The following is a 19565-nucleotide window of genomic DNA, read 5'->3' on the forward strand; positions in this document are numbered from 1 at the left end:
ATGCAGGGCCGCGTAGCGGCCCTGCATTTAGACGCCGCGTTCTTTCTGAAAGAACGCGGCGTTTTTATTGGGGCCGCTGCGCAGCCCAACGCGGGCAAGCCCGCTCGCCACAATAAGCCCCCCTCGCCACGGCAAGCCCGCTCGCCACAGGGATCAGCTCTCGCGGACCATATCGACGTGAGGAATCCCGACTTCAAGGAATTCGTCGCTGACGATCGTGAAGCCCAGTCGCTCATAGAACGGCGCCGCATACACCTGCGCACTGAGGAACTGCTTGGCCTGGCCGCGTTGCTCGGCCATCGCAATCACCGCTTCCATCAGCTTGTCGCCAACCTTCAGCCCGCGCCAATCTTTGAGCACTGACACGCGCCCGATTTCGCCACTGGGCAGCAGGCGCGCAGTACCAATCGGAAAATCGCCTTCGAACGCCAGGAAATGCACGGCGTCGGCGTCATCCGCGTCCCACTCAAGCTCAGGTGGAACCGATTGTTCAGCGATAAACACCGCTTCACGAATGCGCCGAATCTCGTCGATATCCTTTCGCCAGTCCGCGACACTTACGTGAATCTTATTCATCGGCAAATCCCAGGCTTCCTTGCTTGACCAGTTCGCACAGCAGGTCACGGCCGTCTTCGTCCGCCAGCCATGGGGCAAGGTTCTCGGCGTGCAGGGCGTCGGCGGCGCAGATAAGCTTCAGCAGCTCGCGCAGCTTGCCGGGCAGGTAACGGCTCTGGCCGCTGGCGAACAGCAGCACGTCGTCGTCAACTTCCGACCAGGCCATGCGCGCGCTCGGATTGCGCACCAGGATCGCGCCGTCTTGCAGGCTGTTGATAAAGTCTTCCTCGCCCAGTTCTTCGCCAGCTACCAGTTCCGGGTAGCGCGGCTCGGTCATGAACTGGCCGAACCAGGTCAGCAGCATGCGCTCGTCGCTCATGTGCTCGGCCAGCAGGTTCTTGAGGCGGTCCAGCGCGTCGCTCTGGATCTGGTGCGGGTCGCTGACCGGCTGAGCGTCGGCGTCGGTGTAGCGCTCTTCGTCAGTCAGGTACTGGCTGAGGAAGTCGGTGAAGTGGGTCAGCACTTCAGCGGCGCTCGGCGCACGGAAGCCGACCGAGTAGGTCATGCAGTCATCTTCGGCAATGCCGAAGTGCGCCAGGCGCGGCGGCAGGTAGAGCATGTCGCCCGGTTCCAGGACCCATTCGGCGCTTTCTTCGAATTCGGCAAGAATGCGCAGGTCGGCGTGCTGCAGCAGCGGGCTTTCGGAGCTGCACATCTGGCCGATCTTCCAGTTGCGCTTGCCTTGGGCTTGCAGCAGGAACACGTCGTAGTTATCGAAATGCGGGCCGACGCTGCCGCCGGGTGCTGCGAAGCTGATCATCACATCGTCGATGCGCCAGCTCGGCAGGAAGCGGAACTGCTCCAGCAGCTCGGCCACTTCCGGCACGAACTGGTCGACCGCTTGCACCAGCAGGGTCCATTCGCGCTCGGGCAAGGTGCTGAAGGCATCTTCGGCGAATGGGCCGCGGCGCAGTTCCCACGGGCGCTCGCCGTGCTCGATCACCAGGCGCGATTCGACTTCTTCTTCCAGGGCCAGGCCGGCCAGTTCGTCGGCGTCGATCGGGCTTTCGAAGTCAGGGATGGCCTGACGGATCAGCAGCGGCTTTTTCTGCCAGTAGTCGCGCAGGAATTCCCGTGCCGTGATGCCGCCCAGAAGTTGAAGAGGGATATCAGGATTCATGTGTAACCTATTGAAAAAAAGCACTTTTCAGACTGGAATAAAAACGCCCGGCGCGGCCGGGCGTCTCAAAGGGTCAAGCAACGATCAGATGCGCTTGGCTTGCTCTACAGCGTTGCCGATGTAGTTGGCCGGGGTGAGCAGTTTCAGCTCGGCCTTGGCGGCGGCTGGCATGTCCAGGCCGTCGATGAAAGTTTGCAGCGCTTCAGGGCTGATGCCCTTGCCGCGCGTCAATTCTTTCAGCTTCTCGTACGGGTTTTCGATGTTGTAGCGGCGCATGACGGTCTGGATCGGCTCGGCCAATACTTCCCAGCACGCGTCCAGGTCAGCGGCGATCTTCTGCTCGTTGAGCTCCAGCTTGCTGATGCCCTTGAGGCTGGCTTCGTACGCGATCACGCTGTGCGCGAAGCCCACGCCGAGGTTGCGTAGTACGGTGGAGTCGGTCAGGTCGCGCTGCCAGCGGGAGATCGGCAGCTTGCTGGCCAAATGCTGGAACAGGGCGTTGGCGATGCCGAGGTTGCCTTCGGAGTTTTCGAAGTCGATCGGGTTGACCTTGTGTGGCATGGTCGACGAACCGATTTCACCGGCAATGGTGCGCTGCTTGAAGTATCCCAGGGAGATGTAGCCCCAGATATCGCGATCGAAGTCGATCAGGATGGTGTTGAAGCGCGCAATGGCGTCGAACAGCTCGGCGATGTAGTCGTGCGGCTCGATCTGCGTGGTGTACGGGTTGAAACCCAGGCCCAGCTCGTCTTCGATGAAGGCGCGGGCGTTGGCTTCCCAGTCAATCTCCGGGTAGGCCGACAGGTGGGCGTTGTAGTTGCCTACGGCGCCGTTGATCTTGCCCAGCAGCGGCACGGCGGCGACTTGGGCGATCTGGCGCTCCAGGCGGTACACCACGTTGGCCAGCTCTTTGCCCAGCGTGGTCGGCGAGGCCGGCTGACCGTGGGTGCGCGAGAGCATCGGCACGGCGGCGAAGCGGACGGCCAGCTCGCGGATGGCTTCGGCGGTTTGGCGCATCAGCGGCAGCATCACGTCATCACGGCCTTCGCGCAGCATCAGGGCGTGGGACAGGTTGTTGATGTCCTCGCTGGTGCAGGCAAAGTGGATGAACTCGCTGACCTGGGCCAGTTCCGGCAGCTTGGCCGCTTGCTCTTTGAGCAGGTATTCGATGGCTTTGACGTCGTGGTTGGTGGTGCGCTCGATCTCTTTCACACGCTCGGCGTGCTCCAGGGAGAAGTTTTCCGCCAGGGTGTTCAATACAGCGTTGGCTTCGGCGGTGAACGCCGGCACTTCACTGATGGCGGGGTGAGCGGCCAGGCGCTGGAGCCAGCGCACTTCAACCAGTACACGAGCACGGATCAGGCCGTATTCGCTGAAAATAGGGCGCAGGGCCTGGGTTTTGCCGGCGTAGCGGCCGTCAACAGGGGAAACCGCAGTGAGCGAAGAGAGCTGCATGGGGTGTTCTCGGACAGTCGGGCAACGAAATGGGGCGCGTATCATACATGAAAAAATCCGCCGATCCGTTGCCAACTGACCGGCGTATTACGCGTGAGGCGATAAAAAGTGGGTTGCTGCGACTTATTCGTTGCGCATCAACGGGTAAAGCTCTTTGAGCAATTTGCGCCGGCTGATCACCAGTTGCCAGCGATGGCCGCCCAATTGCCGCCACAAGCGCGCCGAACGAATACCGGCCAACAGCAGCGCGCGAATTTTCGAAGCGTTGTTTGGTTGCTGCAGGTTGCGCATGTCGCCGTGCACCTGGATGCGCTGGCGCAAGGTGCTCAAGGTGTCCTGGTACAACGCGCCACAGGCCGCGATCACGTTTTCGTGGGCTGGCCCGAAGTGTTCAACCTGGGACTGAATCTGCGGCAGGCGTTTGCCGATGATCTCCAGCATGTCTTCGCGCTTGGCCAGTTGCCGCTCCAGGCCGAGCATCGACAGGGCGTAGCGCAGCGGCTCGCGCTGCAAGGTGCTTGGGTCGCGCTCCAGGGCGCCGATCAGCGCGCGATAACCTTCGCGCAGCGCCAGGTCGTCGCCCCCGTAGACTTCCAGGGTGTCCTTGGGGTCGCGGATCAGCAGGCTGCCGAGCATGCAGGTCAGGCCTGCCTCGGTGACCTGGCCGGTCTTGGCGATCTTGTCCACCAGCACGGCGGCGAGGAACACCCCGCCCAAGGCCGTCAACTGCTCCTGGGTCGGGCTCATGCCGGGTTGCTCCAGGCTTGCGCGACTTCAATCACGCCGCCGCCCAGGCAGACTTCACCGTCATAGAACACCACGGACTGGCCGGGGGTGACCGCACGCTGCGGGTCATCGAAGGTGGCGCGGTAGCCGCTGGCGGTTTTTTCCAGGGTGCAGGGCTGGTCGCCCTGGCGATAGCGTACCTTGGCGGTCAGGCGGCGCGGGGTGCTCAGGTCGATCGGGTTGACCCAATAGATCTCCGAAGCCAACAGCGCGCCCGAGAACAGCAGCGGGTGTTCGTTGCCCTGGCCGACGATCAGCACGTTGTGCTCCAGGTCCTTGACTAGCACGTACCACGGCTCTTCGCCGGCGTCTTTCAAGCCGCCGATGCCCAGGCCCTGGCGCTGGCCGATGGTGTGGTACATCAGGCCGTGGTGGCGGCCGATCACTTCACCGTCGGTGGTTTTGATTTCGCCCGGTTGCGCCGGCAGGTATTGCTTGAGGAAGTCGCTGAAACGGCGCTCGCCGATAAAGCAGATCCCGGTGGAATCCTTCTTCTTGGCAGTGGCCAGGCCGTGTTTCTCGGCGATCCTGCGCACCTCGGGCTTTTCCAGCTCGCCCACCGGGAACAGGGTCTTGGCGATCTGTTTACCGCCGACGGCGTGCAGGAAGTAGCTCTGGTCCTTGTTCGGGTCCAGGCCCTTGAGCAGCTCGGTGCGGCCGTCGATATCGCGGCGGCGCACATAGTGGCCCGTGGCGATCAGGTCGGCGCCGAGCATCAGGGCGTAGTCGAGGAACGCCTTGAACTTGATTTCGCGGTTACACAGGATGTCCGGGTTCGGCGTGCGACCGGCCTTGTATTCGGCCAGGAAGTGCTCGAACACGTTGTCCCAGTACTCGGCGGCAAAGTTGGCGGTGTGCAGCTTGATACCGATCTTGTCGCACACGGCCTGGGCGTCCGCGAGATCGTCCATCGCGGTGCAATATTCCGTTCCATCGTCTTCTTCCCAGTTCTTCATGAACAGGCCTTCCACCTCATAACCCTGCTCCATGAGCAGAACGGCGGAAACGGAAGAATCCACGCCGCCGGACATGCCGACGATGACGCGCTTCTTTTGTGTGTCAGAAGGGGCTGGATCACGCATAGGGTTTCAACGGGTGTCTTGAAAAAGGACGCGATTCTAGCAGGCCTGGGCCCGCAAGGCTAAAGAGAAGGTCGGATCAGTTCCAGGCTATGACGCTGGCCGGCCAGATAATCATCGATACAGCGGATGATCAGCTCACTGCGCCAGTCATCGCGCACGGCCATCAGCTCGTCGCGGGTCAGCCAGCGGGCGCGCAGGATGCCTTCGTCGAGTTGATAGTCCGGATGGTGTTTCAGCGCCTTGGCAATGAAGCAGACGCGCTGATAGGTCACGCCATTGCTCGGGGCGGTGTACAGGTAGATTCCGACAATGCCCGTGGGCTCGACGTCCCAGCCGGTTTCCTCGAGGGTTTCGCGCACGGCGGCCTCGGTCAGGGTTTCATGCGGGTCCAGGTGGCCGGCGGGCTGGTTTAGCACGGCACGACCGCCCTTGAGTTCTTCGACCATCAGGAAGCGGCCGTTGTCTTCGACGAGGGTGGCGACGGTGATGTGGGGTTGCCAGGTCATGGTTGCCTCTCGATTAAAGGTGCGCTGCAGTCTTGGAGCAGGATTACAGTCAATGTGGGAGGGGTGGTTGCCCTCGATGGTGGTGGGTCAGGAGCAGATGTATCAACTGACACTCCCTCATCGGGGGCAAGCCCCCTCCCACATTTTTGATTCGGTTTCTTCAGTTGGAGTGCATGAACACAAACCCCGGCACATGGCCGGGGTTTGTGATGCATCCTTACAACCTTACTTCAACTTGGCAATTGCCGCGTTCAGCGTGTTGCTTGGGCGCATGGCTTTGCTGGTCAGCTCTGGGTTCGGCGCGTAGTAGCCGCCGATGTCCACTGGCTTGCCTTGTACGGCGTTCAGCTCGGCGACGATGGTCGCCTCGTTGTCGCTGAGGGTTTTGGCCAGTTCGCCGAACTGCGCTTGCAGGGCAGTGTCTTCGGTCTGGGCGGCCAGGGCTTGAGCCCAGTACAGCGCCAGGTAGAAGTGGCTGCCGCGGTTGTCGATGTTGCCGACTTTGCGCGATGGCGACTTGTTGTTGTCGAGGAACTGGCCGGTGGCCTGGTCCAGGGTCTTGGACAGTACCAGGGCTTTCGGGTTGTTGTTATTCACACCCAAATGCTCAAGGGACGCGGCCAGGGCCAGGAATTCGCCCAGGGAGTCCCAGCGCAGGAAGTTCTCTTCAACCAGTTGCTGCACGTGTTTCGGAGCCGAACCGCCGGCGCCGGTTTCGAACAGGCCACCGCCGTTCATCAGCGGCACGATCGAGAGCATCTTGGCGCTGGTGCCCAGTTCCATGATCGGGAACAGGTCGGTCAGGTAGTCACGCAGTACGTTGCCGGTTACCGAGATGGTGTCCAGGCCCTTGCGGGTGCGCTCCAGGGTGAACTTCATCGCGTCGACCGGCGACATGATGCGGATGTCCAGGCCTTCGGTGTTGTGGTCTTTCAGGTAAGCCTGAACTTTCTCGACCACGACGCCATCGTGGGCGCGCTGTGGGTCCAGCCAGAAAATAGCCGGGGTGTTGCTGGCGCGGGCGCGGTTGACGGCCAGTTTGACCCAGTCCTGGATCGGCGCGTCTTTGGTCTGGCACATGCGGAAGATGTCGCCGGCTTCGACGTTCTGTTCCATCAGCAGGTTGCCCTTGCTGTCGGTGACGCGGACTACGCCGTCAGCCTTGATCTGGAAGGTCTTGTCGTGGGAGCCGTACTCTTCGGCTTTCTTCGCCATCAGGCCAACGTTCGGCACGCTGCCCATGGTGGTTGGGTCGAAAGCGCCATGGGCCTTGCAGTCTTCGATGACGGCTTGGTAGATGGTGGCGTAGCAGCGATCCGGGATCACAGCCTTGGTGTCGTGCAGCTGGCCGTCGGTGCCCCACATTTTGCCGGAGTCACGGATCATGGCCGGCATCGAGGCGTCGACGATCACGTCGCTCGGCACGTGCAGGTTGGTGATGCCTTTGTCGGAGTTGACCATCGCCAGGGAAGGGCGAGCGGCGTAGACCGCTTGAATGTCAGCTTCGATCTGCGCTTGCTGGTCGGCCGGCAGGGCCTTGATGCGAGCGTACAGGTCGCCGATGCCGTTGTTCAGGTTAAAGCCGATCTGCTCCAGCACGGTGGCGTGCTTGGTCAGGGCGTCTTTATAGAACTCGGCTACGATTTGGCCGAACATGATCGGGTCGGAGACCTTCATCATGGTGGCTTTGAGGTGAACCGACAGCAGCACGCCTTGTTTCTTGGCGTCTTCGATTTCTGCGGCGATGAACGCGCGCAGGGCTTTTTTGCTGAGTACGGCGGTGTCGATGATTTCGCCGGCCTGAACTGAAGTTTTTTCCTTCAGGACAGTGGCGGTGCCGTCTTGAGCGATCAGCTCGATTTTGACAGCGTCAGCGGCTTCGATCTGTACGGCTTTTTCGCTGCCGTAGAAGTCGCCATTGCTCATGTGCGCGATGTGGGACTTGGAGTCCGCAGCCCAGGCGCCCATTTTGTGCGGGTGCTTGCGCGCATAGTTCTTGACCGACAGCGGCGCGCGGCGGTCGGAGTTGCCTTCGCGCAGGACCGGGTTCACGGCGCTGCCCTTGACCTTGTCGTAACGTGCACGGGTTTCTTTTTCCGCGTCGGTGGTTACGGTTTCCGGGTAGTCCGGCAGGGCGTAGCCCTGGGCCTGCAGTTCCTTGATCGCCGCTTGCAGCTGCGGGGTCGAGGCACTGATGTTAGGCAGCTTGATGATGTTGGCTTCAGGCGTAACGGCCAGGTCGCCCAGTTCGGCGAGGTGGTCCGGGATAGCCTTGGCGCCCAGTTGCTCGGGGAAGCTTGCGAGGATGCGCCCTGCGAGGGAGATGTCGCGGGTTTCCACAGCAATATCAGCGGAAGCGGTGAAGGCCTCTACGATAGGCAGCAGTGAATAGGTGGCGAGGGCTGGGGCTTCGTCGGTGAAGGTGTAGATGATCTTCGAGCGGGTGGGCATATTCGGATTAACTCTCTTCTTTGCTGAAAGCGTGCGCGGAAACTCGAGATGCGCCGGGTGGAGCGCGTTCGTTCAAAGTCATCCATGAGCGAAATGTCGAGGTTTCTTCGCGGTGATGTTGGGTTGCATCAGTCGAGCGTCAAGCGTTTGGGCTATTGTAATAGTCCTGCTTTCTGGCTGAAGGCTACTGTCTAGAGCGGTCGGCCGTCGTGACTCTTGGGTCAGCGGCGGCATTATACATAGGTCGCTATGCTTACGCCGAGCCTTCATACAAAAGGTGTGTCGTCCATTGGTCTAAAGGTCGCAGGGGAGTAGCTCGCGTCAGAACGCGCACGATGTGCTCAAGATTGGCGCTTTTCCCTTTGGTTTCGGGCTTGTAGGCGACAAATTATGCTGTTTTCGATGCAAATGAGCATGGCGTGAGGTTTCGGTCGCCATTTATCTGGAGTAGGCTCGAACGCAGCCAGATGTTCAATCCATAGATGGAGTTCAGCATGGGATACAAGAAGATTCAGGTTCCGGCAGTCGGCGACAAAATCACCGTCAACGCGGACCATTCTCTCAATGTTCCTGACCAACCGATCATCCCTTATATCGAAGGTGACGGTATTGGCGTCGACATCAGCCCGGTGATGATCAAGGTGGTCGACGCGGCTGTTGAAAAGGCTTACGGCGGCAAACGCAAAATCTCCTGGATGGAGGTTTACGCCGGTGAAAAGGCCACTCAAGTCTACGACCAGGACACCTGGCTGCCCCAGGAAACCCTGGATGCGGTCAAGGATTACGTGGTGTCCATCAAGGGCCCGCTGACCACCCCGGTCGGTGGCGGCATCCGCTCGTTGAACGTGGCCCTGCGCCAACAGCTTGATCTGTACGTGTGCCTGCGTCCGGTGCGCTGGTTTGAAGGCGTGCCGAGCCCGGTCAAGAAGCCGGGCGATGTGGACATGACCATCTTCCGTGAGAACTCCGAAGACATTTATGCCGGGATCGAGTGGAAAGCCGGCTCGCCGGAAGCGATCAAGGTGATCAAGTTCCTCAAGGAAGAAATGGGGGTTACCAAGATCCGTTTTGACCAGGATTGCGGGATTGGCGTGAAGCCTGTCTCGAAAGAGGGCACCAAGCGCCTGGCGCGCAAGGCCCTGCAATATGTAGTGGATAATGACCGCGACTCGCTGACCATCGTGCACAAAGGCAACATCATGAAGTTCACCGAGGGCGCCTTCAAGGAATGGGCCTACGAAGTGGCGGCTGAAGAGTTCGGCGCGACTCTGCTCGACGGCGGCCCGTGGATGCAGTTCAAGAACCCCAAGACCGGCAAGAACGTTGTGGTCAAGGACGCCATTGCCGATGCGATGCTCCAGCAAATCCTGTTGCGTCCGGCCGAGTATGACGTGATCGCTACCCTCAACCTCAATGGTGATTACCTGTCCGACGCCTTGGCGGCAGAGGTGGGTGGTATTGGTATCGCGCCGGGGGCCAACCTGTCCGACACCGTGGCCATGTTCGAGGCAACCCACGGCACTGCGCCCAAGTACGCAGGCAAGGACCAGGTCAACCCGGGCTCATTGATCCTGTCGGCGGAAATGATGCTGCGCCATATGGGGTGGGTCGAGGCGGCGGACCTGATCATCAAGGGCACAAATGGCGCGATATCGGCCAAGACGGTGACTTATGACTTCGAACGCCTGATGGACGGCGCGAAGCTGGTGTCATCGTCCGGTTTCGGGGATGCGTTGATTTCGCATATGTAAGCCGAACGCAAAAACGGCCATCCTGATGCCAGGATGGCCGTTTTTTTTGCGAGGTGTTTGCTTGGAAGCTGATCAGGCCGTTTGTTTCTTTTTTGAATGCGTGGATTGATCAGTCAGGGATTTTTCGTGAGTGTCTTCATGGGGCTTGCCCGGACCTGCCGCGGCGGGTGCACTGATTGCGACGGCGTGCAGCCCCTTGGGGCCCTGAATGATTTCAAACTCCACTACTTGCCCTGCTTTGAGCGTTTTGTACCCATCCATTTGGATAGCTGAGTAATGCGCAAAAAGGTCCTCGGTTTTCCCTTCCTCATTAATAAAGCCATATCCCTTGGCATTATTGAACCACTTGACCTTGCCACTGATCTTGACGCCAGACATACCCATATCCCTCTGCACCAGACTCCATCACTGGAGTATCATCCAGTTTATCCGTCCTAACCCGAATAAATAAGGTTGACTGCGCGGACCTTTTTTACCCACTGTGGGTTCTATTGGTTGTAACACCGATTCGCCGATAGTCAAGGCGACCAGACGTTCAGAGTTGAATTTCTGACAGGTCGCCCCCACCACTGTATTTGAACCACTGACGAACCTTTATTTCCATGCATGCAATCAGCCAGATTCGACTAACATTCAATCAGGATCGACCGGATCACGAACACGATGACGACGGTTCTGCAGGCATTGCTGTTCAGGAGGCCAAGCCTGCTTTACAGGCGCCGCCGATGTACAAGGTGGTTTTGTTCAATGATGACTACACACCGATGGATTTCGTGGTCGAAGTACTCGAGGTGTTTTTTAACCTGAACCGCGAGTTGGCGACCAAGGTAATGCTGGCCGTTCACACAGAAGGACGGGCAGTATGTGGAGTGTTTACCCGCGACATCGCCGAGACAAAGGCCATGCAGGTCAACCAGTACGCCAGGGAAAGCCAGCATCCGCTACTCTGTGAAATCGAGAAGGACGGTTAACGCCGACCACTTGGGTATGAGGTGAAGCTATGTTAAACCGCGAGCTCGAAGTCACCCTCAATCTTGCCTTCAAGGAGGCTCGTTCGAAGCGTCATGAGTTCATGACCGTCGAACACCTGCTGCTGGCACTTTTGGATAACGAAGCTGCCGCCACCGTTCTACGTGCGTGTGGCGCCAACCTCGACAAACTCAAGCATGACCTGCAGGAGTTTATCGACTCCACCACGCCGCTGATCCCCGTACACGACGAGGACCGCGAAACCCAGCCAACCCTGGGCTTCCAGCGGGTATTGCAGCGTGCTGTTTTCCACGTTCAGAGCTCCGGTAAGCGTGAAGTCACGGGCGCCAATGTGCTGGTGGCGATTTTCAGCGAACAGGAAAGCCAGGCAGTGTTCCTGCTCAAGCAGCAGAGCGTTGCCCGTATCGATGTCGTCAACTACATCGCCCACGGTATCTCCAAGGTACCTGGGCACGGCGATCATTCCGAGGGTGAGCAGGATATGCAGGACGACGAGGGCGGTGAGTCTTCTTCTTCGGGCAATCCACTGGATGCCTATGCCAGCAACCTCAACGAACTCGCGCGCCAGGGGCGGATCGATCCGCTGGTGGGGCGTGAGCTGGAGGTTGAGCGTGTAGCGCAGATCCTCGCGCGTCGTCGCAAGAACAATCCGTTGCTGGTGGGTGAGGCAGGCGTGGGTAAAACCGCGATTGCCGAAGGCCTGGCCAAGCGCATCGTGGATAATCAGGTCCCGGACCTGCTGGCCAGCAGTGTCGTCTACTCCCTTGACCTCGGCGCCTTGCTCGCCGGGACCAAGTACCGTGGCGATTTCGAGAAGCGCTTCAAGGCGTTGCTCGGCGAGCTGAAAAAACGCCCGCAGGCGATCCTGTTTATCGATGAGATCCACACCATTATTGGTGCCGGTGCTGCCTCCGGTGGCGTGATGGACGCCTCCAACCTGCTCAAGCCGTTGCTGTCGTCGGGTGATATCCGCTGCATCGGTTCGACCACGTTCCAGGAATTTCGCGGCATCTTTGAAAAAGACCGTGCCCTGGCGCGCCGTTTCCAGAAAGTCGACGTGTCCGAGCCTTCGGTAGAAGACACCATCGGCATTCTGCGTGGGCTCAAGGGGCGTTTCGAAGCGCACCACGGCATCGAGTACACCGATGAAGCCTTGCGTGCTGCTGCCGAGCTGGCGTCGCGCTACATCAATGACCGGCACATGCCGGACAAGGCTATCGATGTGATCGACGAGGCGGGTGCCTACCAGCGCCTGCAGCCGGTCGAGAAGCGTGTGAAGCGAATCGACGTGCCTCAAGTCGAGGACATCGTGGCGAAGATCGCGCGGATTCCGCCTAAGCACGTCAATAGTTCCGACAAGGAGCTGCTGCGTAACCTGGAGCGTGACCTCAAGCTGACCGTGTTTGGTCAGGATGCGGCCATCGACGCGCTGTCGACTGCAATCAAGTTGTCGCGTGCGGGCCTCAAGTCGCCGGACAAGCCGGTCGGTTCGTTCCTGTTCGCAGGGCCTACCGGCGTCGGCAAGACCGAAGCGGCGCGGCAATTGGCCAAGGCCATGGGCATCGAGCTGGTGCGTTTCGACATGTCCGAATACATGGAGCGTCACACCGTGTCGCGCCTGATCGGTGCGCCTCCGGGCTATGTCGGTTTCGACCAGGGCGGCCTGCTGACCGAAGCGATTACCAAGCAGCCGCATTGCGTATTGTTGCTCGATGAAATCGAGAAGGCGCACCCGGAAGTCTTCAACCTGCTGCTGCAGGTGATGGATCACGGCACCCTGACCGACAACAACGGGCGCAAGGCGGACTTCCGCAACGTCATCGTGATCATGACCACCAATGCCGGTGCTGAAACGGCTGCGCGGGCTTCGATCGGCTTCAGCCATCAGGATCACTCTTCCGATGCCATGGAAGTGATCAAGAAGAGCTTTACGCCGGAGTTCCGCAACCGTCTGGACACCATTATTCAGTTTGGTCGTCTCAGCCATGAGGTCATCAAAAGCGTGGTGGACAAGTTCCTTACCGAACTTCAAGCGCAGTTGGAAGACAAGCGCGTGCAGTTGGAAGTGACAGATGCAGCACGCAGCTGGCTGGCCGAAGGTGGCTACGATGCGGCAATGGGCGCACGCCCGATGGCGCGTCTGATCCAGGACAAGATCAAGCGGCCATTGGCCGAGGAGATCCTGTTTGGCGAGCTGTCCGACCATGGTGGCGTGGTGCATATCGATTTCAAGGATGGCGAGCTGACCTTCGATTTCGAGACCACGGCAGAAATGGCCTGATCGTTTACCGCAACAAAACAAAAGGCGCCGAAAGGCGCCTTTTTGTTATCTCTCCGAAACGCCACAAATCAAATGCAGGAGGGGGCTTGCACAAACTTAAAAGTAGGCACTTCCCCCTCCTGTGGCGAGCGGGCTTGCCCGCGTTGGGCTGCGCAGCAGCCCCAAAACCAGGCACTGAGTTCTTTCAGAAAAAACTCAGTACCTTTGCTGGGTCCGCTGCGCGGCCCAACGCGGCGGTGCGACGATTCGACAAGCCCGCTCGCCACAGCAGCGGCTCATTTATATATTTTGCGTTCAGCGGAAATGCCGTCATCGGGGGCAAGCCCCCCCCCACATGGTTTTGCGGTGCTGGATAAATAGCGCACACACAAAAACGCCCGGCATAACCGGGCGTTTTGTATTGACTTGCTTAACGAGCGCGGTAAGTGATGCGCCCTTTGCTCAAGTCATAGGGCGTCAGCTCGACGCGCACTTTGTCACCGGTAAGAATACGAATGTAGTTCTTGCGCATCTTGCCGGAGATATGCGCGGTTACGACGTGCCCATTTTCCAACTCCACACGAAACATGGTGTTGGGCAGGGTGTCGACGACAGTGCCTTCCATTTCGAAGCTGTCTTCTTTCGACATGCAGTAAAGCCCTCGGTATCCAGTGAATGGCCCGGTGCAACTGCGCCAGGCAAAAGCGGCGTGCATTGTGCCCGAAAAAGGGTGTTTAAGCCAAGGGGTTCTAGTTAAGCGTGACCCATCTTTGATTAATCAGCAGTTCAATGGGTCGATATTGGGTCTTGTAGCTCATCTTTTTGCAGTTTTTGATCCAGTACCCGAGGTACACCGCTTCCAGTTCCTGGCGCATGGCTTCGCCGATTTGCCAGAGGATGGCGAAGCGCCCCAGGCTGCGGCGTTCTTCAGCCGGTTCGTAGAAGGTGTAGACCGCTGACAGGCCATTGGGCAGCAGGTCGGTCACGGCCACAGCCACCAGGCGGCCGTCGAGGCGAAACTCATAGAAGCGCGAGAACGGCAGGTCGCGCACCAGAAACGTGGAAAACTGGTCGCGACTGGGCGGGAACATATCGCCATCGGCGTGGCGTTGCTCGATATAGCGCTGGTAAAGGTCGAAGTATTCTTCGCTGAACCTGGGTTTGGCCGGCGTTACCGTGAGGTCGGCATTACGCTTGAGGATGCGCTTCTGATTGCGGTCCGGGGCAAACTGCCCCACGGGGATGCGTGCCGGGACGCAGGCATTGCAGTTTTGGCAGTGAGGCCGGTACAAGTGATCGCCACTGCGCCGAAAACCCATTTCCGAGAGGTCGGCATACACATGCACGTCCATTGGCTGGCTGGGGTCGAGGAACAGCGTGGTGGCCTGCTCGTCGGGCAGATAGCTGCAAGAGTGGGGTTGAGTGGCATAAAACTTCAAGCGCGCCAACTCGGTCATGATCAACCCTCGGATAAGCTTTGAAATAAGTGTAAGCCAGGTGCGCGCAAGTCGCCTAGGAAACCCATGGGCCGGTGTTGGGTTGATCCAGGTGATCGCGCAGGAAGTTCGCGAATTCGCTGCGGGGGATGGCGCGGGCGCCGAGGCTGTGCAGGTGGTCGTTGGGCATCTGGCAGTCGATCAGCACAAAACCCCAGGCCTGCAATTGCCGGGTCAGCGTGGCGAAGCCGAATTTTGAAGCGTTGTCGGCGCGGCTGAACATGGATTCGCCAAAAAACAGCTGGCCCATCGCCAGGCCGTACAGGCCGCCCACCAGCTCACCCTGGTCCCACACCTCGACCGAATGGGCGTAGCCGCGCGTGTGCAGCTCCAGGTAGGCGCTCTGTATGCCTTGGGTGATCCACGTGCCATCGGCATAGGCGCGGGGCGCGGCGCACGCCTGGATGACGGCGGCGAAGTCCTGATCGAAGGTCACGCTATAGCGCTGCTGACGCAACAGTTTGCCCAGGCTGCGCGACACATGCAGTTCGTCCGGGAAGATCACGGTGCGCGGGTCAGGCGACCACCAGAGGATCGGCTGGCCGTCCGAGAACCATGGAAAGCAGCCGTGGCGATAGGCCTTGATCAGTCGCTCGGCGGATAAGTCGCCGCCGGCGGCAAGCAGGCCATTGGGTTCGCGCATGGCTTTGGCCAGCGGCGGGAAGTTCAGGGATTCGCGTTGTAACCAGGTCAGCATGGCATCCAGGCTTGCGGAAGGGGAGGGGAGTGGCAGGTATGTCGCCTGCCCCAGGGGTGTGATTATTGTCGACGCAGCGCCATCGGGCCAGCCCGAATCGGTTATTGGCGCGCATTAGCGTGAGCGGGTGTTTCTGCAACTCTGTGCCTGAGGCGTGGTCGTAATCGGGTCCGGCCCATGCAGGCCATTTGCCAAGCTTGCCTGGATTGGTAAAAACAGCTCATAAGCCTTTGTCAGCAAAGACAATGCATGCTCAAATTGAACATGTTGTGACACACCATTGACCAGGCTGCCCGATGACAGCCAAGTGGCGTGGCATCGGGGACACAAACCCGTACAATGCGGCCAGTGTGGCGTTATCGTCATTTCACCCAGCAGTCGCCGAGTGTTAAAAGTAGATTCAACGACGTTCGTTCATTTTTCAGCTGCTCGGATTGGGCAGTACTTGCAGTTATTCAACAGATGGACGCGCTAAAAGCGCAGGAAAAGACCCGTTTTGAAGAAATCCGCCGCTACACCTAAAGCAGCAGTCGTGCCGGCCTGGCGCCAGCACCTGCACTACCGACTCAAGGAAGGTGCGCTGATCGCTATCGGCGCGCTGTGCCTGTTCCTGATGATGGCCTTGCTGACCTACGGCAAGGACGACCCAGGCTGGAGCCACAACAGCAAGATCGAAGACGTGCAGAACTTCGGCGGGCCTGCCGGTTCCTACAGCGCCGATATCCTGTTCATGGTGCTGGGTTACTTCGCCTATATCTTCCCATTGCTGCTGGCGATCAAGACCTGGCAGATCTTTCGCCAGCGTCACGAGCCGTGGCAGTGGAGCGGTTGGCTGTTTTCGTGGCGCCTGATCGGCCTGGTGTTCCTGGTGCTGTCCGGTGCCGCGTTGGCTCATATCCATTTTCATGCCCCCACTGGCCTGCCAGCGGGCGCGGGCGGGGCGCTGGGGGAAAGCCTCGGCGACCTGGCGCGCAAGACCCTGAATATCCAGGGCAGCACGCTGATGTTTATCGCGCTGTTCCTGTTCGGCCTCACAGTGTTCACAGACCTGTCGTGGTTCAAGGTGATGGACGTGACCGGCAAGATCACCCTGGACCTGCTCGAGCTGTTCCAGGGCGCCGCCAACCGTTGGTGGGCCGCCCGGGTCGAGCGCAAACGCATGGTGGCCCAGCTGCGTGAGGTGGACACCCGCGTCAACGAGGTGGTGGCCCCGAGCACGCCGGATCGCCGCGAGCAGGCCAAGGTCAAGGAACGCCTGATCGAACGCGAGCAGGCCCTGAGCAAGCATATGTCGGACCGCGAGAAGCAGGTGCCGCCGGTGATCGCCCCCGCGCCGCCCAAGCCGCCAGAGCCGAGCCATCGCGTGCAGAAAGAGAAACAGGCGCCGCTGTTCGTCGACAGCGCCGTCGAAGGCACCTTGCCGCCGATCTCGATCCTCGACCCGGCCGAAAAGAAACAACTCAATTATTCTCCGGAGTCCCTGGCGGCTGTCGGCCACCTGCTGGAAATCAAACTCAAGGAATTCGGCGTCGAAGTGTCCGTCGACTCGATCCACCCGGGCCCGGTGATTACCCGTTACGAAATCCAGCCGGCGGCTGGCGTCAAGGTCAGCCGCATTTCCAACCTGGCCAAAGACCTGGCGCGCTCCCTGGCCGTGACCAGCGTGCGTGTGGTGGAAGTGATTCCGGGCAAGACCACCGTGGGTATCGAGATTCCCAACGAAGACCGCCAGATCGTGCGTTTCTCCGAAGTGCTGTCGACGCCGGAGTACGACAACTTCAAGTCGCCGGTCACTTTGGCCCTGGGCCATGACATCGGCGGCAAGCCAGTGATCACCGACCTGGCGAAGATGCCGCACCTGCTGGTGGCCGGTACTACCGGTTCCGGTAAGTCGGTGGGCGTGAACGCGATGATCCTGTCGATCCTGTTCAAGTCCGGCCCGGACGACGCCAAGCTGATCATGATCGACCCGAAAATGTTGGAGCTGTCGATCTACGAGGGCATTCCGCACCTGTTGTGCCCGGTGGTCACCGACATGAAGGACGCCGCCAACGCCCTGCGCTGGAGCGTTGCCGAGATGGAGCGCCGCTACAAGCTGATGGCGAAGATGGGCGTGCGTAACCTCTCGGGCTTCAACGCCAAGGTCAAGGAAGCCCAGGACGCCGGTACGCCGCTGACCGACCCGCTGTACAAGCGCGAAAGCATCCATGACGAAGCGCCGCTGCTGACCAAGCTGCCGACCATCGTGGTGGTGGTCGACGAATTTGCCGACATGATGATGATCGTCGGCAAGAAGGTAGAAGAGCTGATCGCACGTATCGCCCAGAAGGCGCGTGCCGCCGGTATTCACTTGATCCTTGCGACCCAGCGTCCGTCTGTTGACGTGATCACCGGCCTGATCAAGGCCAACATTCCGACGCGTATGGCGTTCCAGGTGTCGAGCAAGATCGACTCGCGGACCATCATCGACCAGGGCGGCGCCGAACAGCTGCTGGGCCACGGTGACATGCTCTACATGCCACCGGGCACCAGCCTGCCGATCCGTGTGCATGGCGCCTTCGTTTCCGACGATGAAGTTCACCGTGTGGTGGAAGCCTGGAAACTGCGCGGTGCGCCGGAATACAACGACGATATCCTCGCGGGCGTCGAAGAGGCCGGCAGTGGCTTCGACGGCGGCAGCGGCGGGGGTGACGATGATGCCGAGACGGACGCGCTGTACGACGAGGCGGTGGCCTTCGTGCTGGAAAGCCGTCGCGCCTCGATCTCCGCGGTGCAACGCAAACTGAAAATCGGCTACAACCGCGCCGCGCGTATGATCGAAGCCATGGAAAATGCTGGCGTCGTGACTGCAATGAACACCAACGGCTCGCGCGAAGTCATCGCCCCCGGGCAGATGCGCGACTGATCACGTGCCGCGTGGCAGCACGCGGCGCGCCCTAACACTCAATGAGGACTCCCATGCGTCTTATCCGCATGCTGTTGTTGCCGGCTCTGGCCCTGACCGCTATTTCGGCTCACGCCGACCCGGCCTCCGTTGCGAGCCTGACTAACCTGTTGGACAAATCCAAGACCCTGACGGCGCGCTTCTCCCAGTTGACCCTGGATGGCGGCGGCACCCAGTTGCAGGAAACTGCCGGTGAAATGGCGGTGCAGCGTCCAGGGCTGTTCTATTGGAAAACCGACGCGCCAAACGAGCAGACCATCGTCTCCGACGGCCAGAAGGTCACCCTGTGGGACCCTGACCTGGAGCAAGCGACCATCAAGAAGCTTGACCCGCGCTTGAACCAGACCCCGGCGTTGCTGCTCTCCGGCGATGTGTCGAAAATCAGCGACAGCTTCGACATCACCTCCAAGCAAACCAGCAACGTGATCGAGTTCACCCTCAAGCCCAAATCCAAGGACACGCTGTTTGATACGCTGTCCCTGTCCTTCGGCAACGGCGTGATCAACAACATGCGTTTGGTCGACAGCGTTGGCCAGCGCACCGATATCCTGTTTTCCGGGGTCAAGGCCAACCAGCCGGTGCCCGCGTCCACGTTCAAGTTCGACATCCCCAAGGGTGCCGACGTGATCCAGGAATAAACTGCCCAGAGGTTTCAAACGCTGCCCATGGATCTGTTTCGAAGTGACCCGATTGCCCAGCCATTGGCCGCGCGCTTGCGCTCGACCAACCTGGATGAGTATGTCGGTCAGGAACACCTGCTCGCTCGCGGCAAGCCGTTGCGCGAAGCCCTGGAGCAGGGCGCGCTGCACTCGATGATTTTCTGGGGGCCGCCGGGGGTGGGTAAAACCACCCTCGCGCGGTTGCTGGCGAAAGTCTCGGACGCGCACTTCGAAACGGTCTCGGCGGTACTGGCCGGGGTCAAGGAAATCCGCCAGGCGGTGGAGGTGGCCAAGCAGCAGGCCGGGCAATACGGCAAGCGCACCATTTTGTTTGTCGACGAAGTGCATCGTTTCAACAAGTCGCAGCAAGATGCATTTTTGCCCTATGTCGAAGACGGCACGCTGATTTTTATCGGCGCCACCACTGAAAACCCCTCATTCGAATTGAACAACGCCTTGCTCTCGCGGGCGCGGGTGTATGTGCTCAAGAGCCTGGATGAGGCGGCGATGCAAAAGCTGTTGCACCGTGCCTTGAACGAAGACAAGGGCTTGGGCAAACGCCAGCTGAGCGTCAGCGAAGAAGGTTTCAAGATTCTGCTGACCGCTGCCGACGGCGACGGTCGACGTTTTCTGAACCTGCTGGAAAACGCCTCGGACCTGGCTGAAGACGGCAGCGAAATCGGCGTCGACTTGCTGCAAAGCCTGCTCGGCGACACACGCCGGCGCTTTGACAAGGGCGGCGAAGCCTTCTAC

At 59.9% G+C, this 19565-nt stretch carries 17 protein-coding genes; 6 read left to right on the top strand and 11 right to left on the bottom strand.

The window, feature by feature from the left end; genetic code table 11:
- Nucleotides 1–153: 153 nt before the first annotated feature.
- The 7 genes from GIW02_RS23965 to GIW02_RS23995 all read right to left on the bottom strand — a co-directional run bounded on the left by GIW02_RS23965 (nucleotide 154) and on the right by GIW02_RS23995 (nucleotide 8015).
- The gene (locus GIW02_RS23965; RefSeq protein WP_236417863.1) at nucleotides 154–576 is read right to left on the bottom strand and encodes a GNAT family N-acetyltransferase; all 423 of its coding nucleotides are present in this window, start codon (nucleotides 574–576) and stop codon (nucleotides 154–156) included.
- On the bottom strand, nucleotides 569–1735 hold the full coding sequence (locus GIW02_RS23970; RefSeq protein ID WP_236417861.1) for a cupin domain-containing protein: 1167 nt from the start codon (nucleotides 1733–1735) through the stop codon (nucleotides 569–571). The genes GIW02_RS23965 and GIW02_RS23970 overlap by 8 nt, the downstream gene beginning before the upstream one ends.
- Before the next feature lie 84 nt (nucleotides 1736–1819).
- Entirely contained in the window at nucleotides 1820–3190 is a 1371-nt protein-coding gene (purB, locus tag GIW02_RS23975; protein ID WP_236417860.1) for an adenylosuccinate lyase, read from the bottom strand.
- 123 nt (nucleotides 3191–3313) lie between these two features.
- The gene (hflD, locus tag GIW02_RS23980) at nucleotides 3314–3937 is read right to left on the bottom strand and encodes a high frequency lysogenization protein HflD (RefSeq protein WP_176999529.1); all 624 of its coding nucleotides are present in this window, start codon (nucleotides 3935–3937) and stop codon (nucleotides 3314–3316) included.
- Nucleotides 3934–5058 (bottom strand): tRNA 2-thiouridine(34) synthase MnmA, encoded by a 1125-nt coding sequence (mnmA, locus tag GIW02_RS23985; RefSeq protein WP_236417859.1) that lies wholly within the window; start codon nucleotides 5056–5058, stop codon nucleotides 3934–3936. The genes hflD and mnmA overlap by 4 nt, the downstream gene beginning before the upstream one ends.
- A gap of 59 nt (nucleotides 5059–5117) precedes the next feature.
- Complete coding sequence (locus GIW02_RS23990; RefSeq protein ID WP_236417858.1) at nucleotides 5118–5564, bottom strand: NUDIX hydrolase; 447 nt, start codon at nucleotides 5562–5564, stop codon at nucleotides 5118–5120.
- Nucleotides 5565–5789: 225 nt separating this feature from the next.
- Complete coding sequence (locus GIW02_RS23995) at nucleotides 5790–8015, bottom strand: NADP-dependent isocitrate dehydrogenase (protein ID WP_236417857.1); 2226 nt, start codon at nucleotides 8013–8015, stop codon at nucleotides 5790–5792.
- Between the two features lie 494 nt (nucleotides 8016–8509).
- On the opposite strand from GIW02_RS23995, the gene icd reads away from it, so the two are divergent.
- A complete protein-coding gene (gene icd, locus GIW02_RS24000; RefSeq protein WP_058425055.1) occupies nucleotides 8510–9766 on the top strand; it encodes an NADP-dependent isocitrate dehydrogenase in 1257 nt (418 codons plus the stop codon).
- A gap of 72 nt (nucleotides 9767–9838) precedes the next feature.
- Here icd and cspD read toward each other — a convergent pair whose 3' ends face one another.
- Complete coding sequence (gene cspD, locus GIW02_RS24005) at nucleotides 9839–10144, bottom strand: cold shock domain-containing protein CspD (RefSeq protein WP_236417855.1); 306 nt, start codon at nucleotides 10142–10144, stop codon at nucleotides 9839–9841.
- A gap of 224 nt (nucleotides 10145–10368) precedes the next feature.
- On the opposite strand from cspD, the gene clpS reads away from it, so the two are divergent.
- Nucleotides 10369–10737 (top strand): ATP-dependent Clp protease adapter ClpS, encoded by a 369-nt coding sequence (gene clpS / locus GIW02_RS24010; protein ID WP_010567912.1) that lies wholly within the window; start codon nucleotides 10369–10371, stop codon nucleotides 10735–10737.
- Between the two features lie 29 nt (nucleotides 10738–10766).
- Nucleotides 10767–13037: an ATP-dependent Clp protease ATP-binding subunit ClpA gene (clpA, locus tag GIW02_RS24015; RefSeq protein WP_236417854.1), complete on the top strand. Its 2271-nt coding sequence runs from the start codon at nucleotides 10767–10769 to the stop codon at nucleotides 13035–13037.
- Nucleotides 13038–13446: 409 nt separating this feature from the next.
- Here clpA and infA read toward each other — a convergent pair whose 3' ends face one another.
- The 3 genes from infA to aat form a co-directional block, all read right to left on the bottom strand.
- Nucleotides 13447–13665 carry a translation initiation factor IF-1 gene (infA, locus tag GIW02_RS24020; RefSeq protein ID WP_002553999.1) on the bottom strand — a complete coding sequence of 73 codons (219 nt, stop codon included), beginning with the start codon at nucleotides 13663–13665 and terminating at the stop codon, nucleotides 13447–13449.
- A 100-nt stretch (nucleotides 13666–13765) separates the two neighbouring features.
- Complete coding sequence (locus GIW02_RS24025) at nucleotides 13766–14473, bottom strand: arginyltransferase (protein WP_236419892.1); 708 nt, start codon at nucleotides 14471–14473, stop codon at nucleotides 13766–13768.
- A gap of 55 nt (nucleotides 14474–14528) precedes the next feature.
- The gene (aat, locus tag GIW02_RS24030) at nucleotides 14529–15209 is read right to left on the bottom strand and encodes a leucyl/phenylalanyl-tRNA--protein transferase (RefSeq protein ID WP_236419890.1); all 681 of its coding nucleotides are present in this window, start codon (nucleotides 15207–15209) and stop codon (nucleotides 14529–14531) included.
- A 496-nt stretch (nucleotides 15210–15705) separates the two neighbouring features.
- Between aat and GIW02_RS24035 the strand changes: the two genes are divergently transcribed.
- The 3 genes from GIW02_RS24035 to GIW02_RS24045 form a co-directional block, all read left to right on the top strand.
- A complete protein-coding gene (locus tag GIW02_RS24035; RefSeq protein ID WP_236422124.1) occupies nucleotides 15706–18114 on the top strand; it encodes a DNA translocase FtsK in 2409 nt (802 codons plus the stop codon).
- A gap of 53 nt (nucleotides 18115–18167) precedes the next feature.
- A complete protein-coding gene (gene lolA / locus GIW02_RS24040) occupies nucleotides 18168–18791 on the top strand; it encodes an outer membrane lipoprotein chaperone LolA (RefSeq protein ID WP_236419360.1) in 624 nt (207 codons plus the stop codon).
- A 27-nt stretch (nucleotides 18792–18818) separates the two neighbouring features.
- On the top strand, nucleotides 18819–19565 hold a 747-nt coding region (locus tag GIW02_RS24045), incomplete at its 3' end, for an AAA family ATPase (protein ID WP_236422125.1).

The sequence above is a fragment of the Pseudomonas syringae genome (genome assembly GCF_021606685.1).
Lineage (GTDB): Bacteria > Pseudomonadota > Gammaproteobacteria > Pseudomonadales > Pseudomonadaceae > Aquipseudomonas > Aquipseudomonas syringae_R.

What these genes read in the sequence shown, in the direction of transcription:
- lolA (WP_236419360.1), top strand. Translation starts at nt 18,168, where the DNA reads ATGCGTCTTATCCGCATGCTGTTGTTGCCGGCTCTGGCCCTGACCGCT.
- GIW02_RS23990 (WP_236417858.1), bottom strand. Translation starts at nt 5,564, where the DNA reads ATGACCTGGCAACCCCACATCACCGTCGCCACCCTCGTCGAAGACAAC.
- GIW02_RS23970 (WP_236417861.1), bottom strand. Translation starts at nt 1,735, where the DNA reads ATGAATCCTGATATCCCTCTTCAACTTCTGGGCGGCATCACGGCACGG.
- cspD (WP_236417855.1), bottom strand. Translation starts at nt 10,144, where the DNA reads ATGTCTGGCGTCAAGATCAGTGGCAAGGTCAAGTGGTTCAATAATGCC.
- infA (WP_002553999.1), bottom strand. Translation starts at nt 13,665, where the DNA reads ATGTCGAAAGAAGACAGCTTCGAAATGGAAGGCACTGTCGTCGACACC.
- GIW02_RS23965 (WP_236417863.1), bottom strand. Translation starts at nt 576, where the DNA reads ATGAATAAGATTCACGTAAGTGTCGCGGACTGGCGAAAGGATATCGAC.
- purB (WP_236417860.1), bottom strand. Translation starts at nt 3,190, where the DNA reads ATGCAGCTCTCTTCGCTCACTGCGGTTTCCCCTGTTGACGGCCGCTAC.
- GIW02_RS23995 (WP_236417857.1), bottom strand. Translation starts at nt 8,015, where the DNA reads ATGCCCACCCGCTCGAAGATCATCTACACCTTCACCGACGAAGCCCCA.
- clpS (WP_010567912.1), top strand. Translation starts at nt 10,369, where the DNA reads ATGCATGCAATCAGCCAGATTCGACTAACATTCAATCAGGATCGACCG.
- GIW02_RS24025 (WP_236419892.1), bottom strand. Translation starts at nt 14,473, where the DNA reads ATGACCGAGTTGGCGCGCTTGAAGTTTTATGCCACTCAACCCCACTCT.
- clpA (WP_236417854.1), top strand. Translation starts at nt 10,767, where the DNA reads ATGTTAAACCGCGAGCTCGAAGTCACCCTCAATCTTGCCTTCAAGGAG.
- aat (WP_236419890.1), bottom strand. Translation starts at nt 15,209, where the DNA reads ATGCTGACCTGGTTACAACGCGAATCCCTGAACTTCCCGCCGCTGGCC.
- hflD (WP_176999529.1), bottom strand. Translation starts at nt 3,937, where the DNA reads ATGAGCCCGACCCAGGAGCAGTTGACGGCCTTGGGCGGGGTGTTCCTC.
- mnmA (WP_236417859.1), bottom strand. Translation starts at nt 5,058, where the DNA reads ATGCGTGATCCAGCCCCTTCTGACACACAAAAGAAGCGCGTCATCGTC.
- icd (WP_058425055.1), top strand. Translation starts at nt 8,510, where the DNA reads ATGGGATACAAGAAGATTCAGGTTCCGGCAGTCGGCGACAAAATCACC.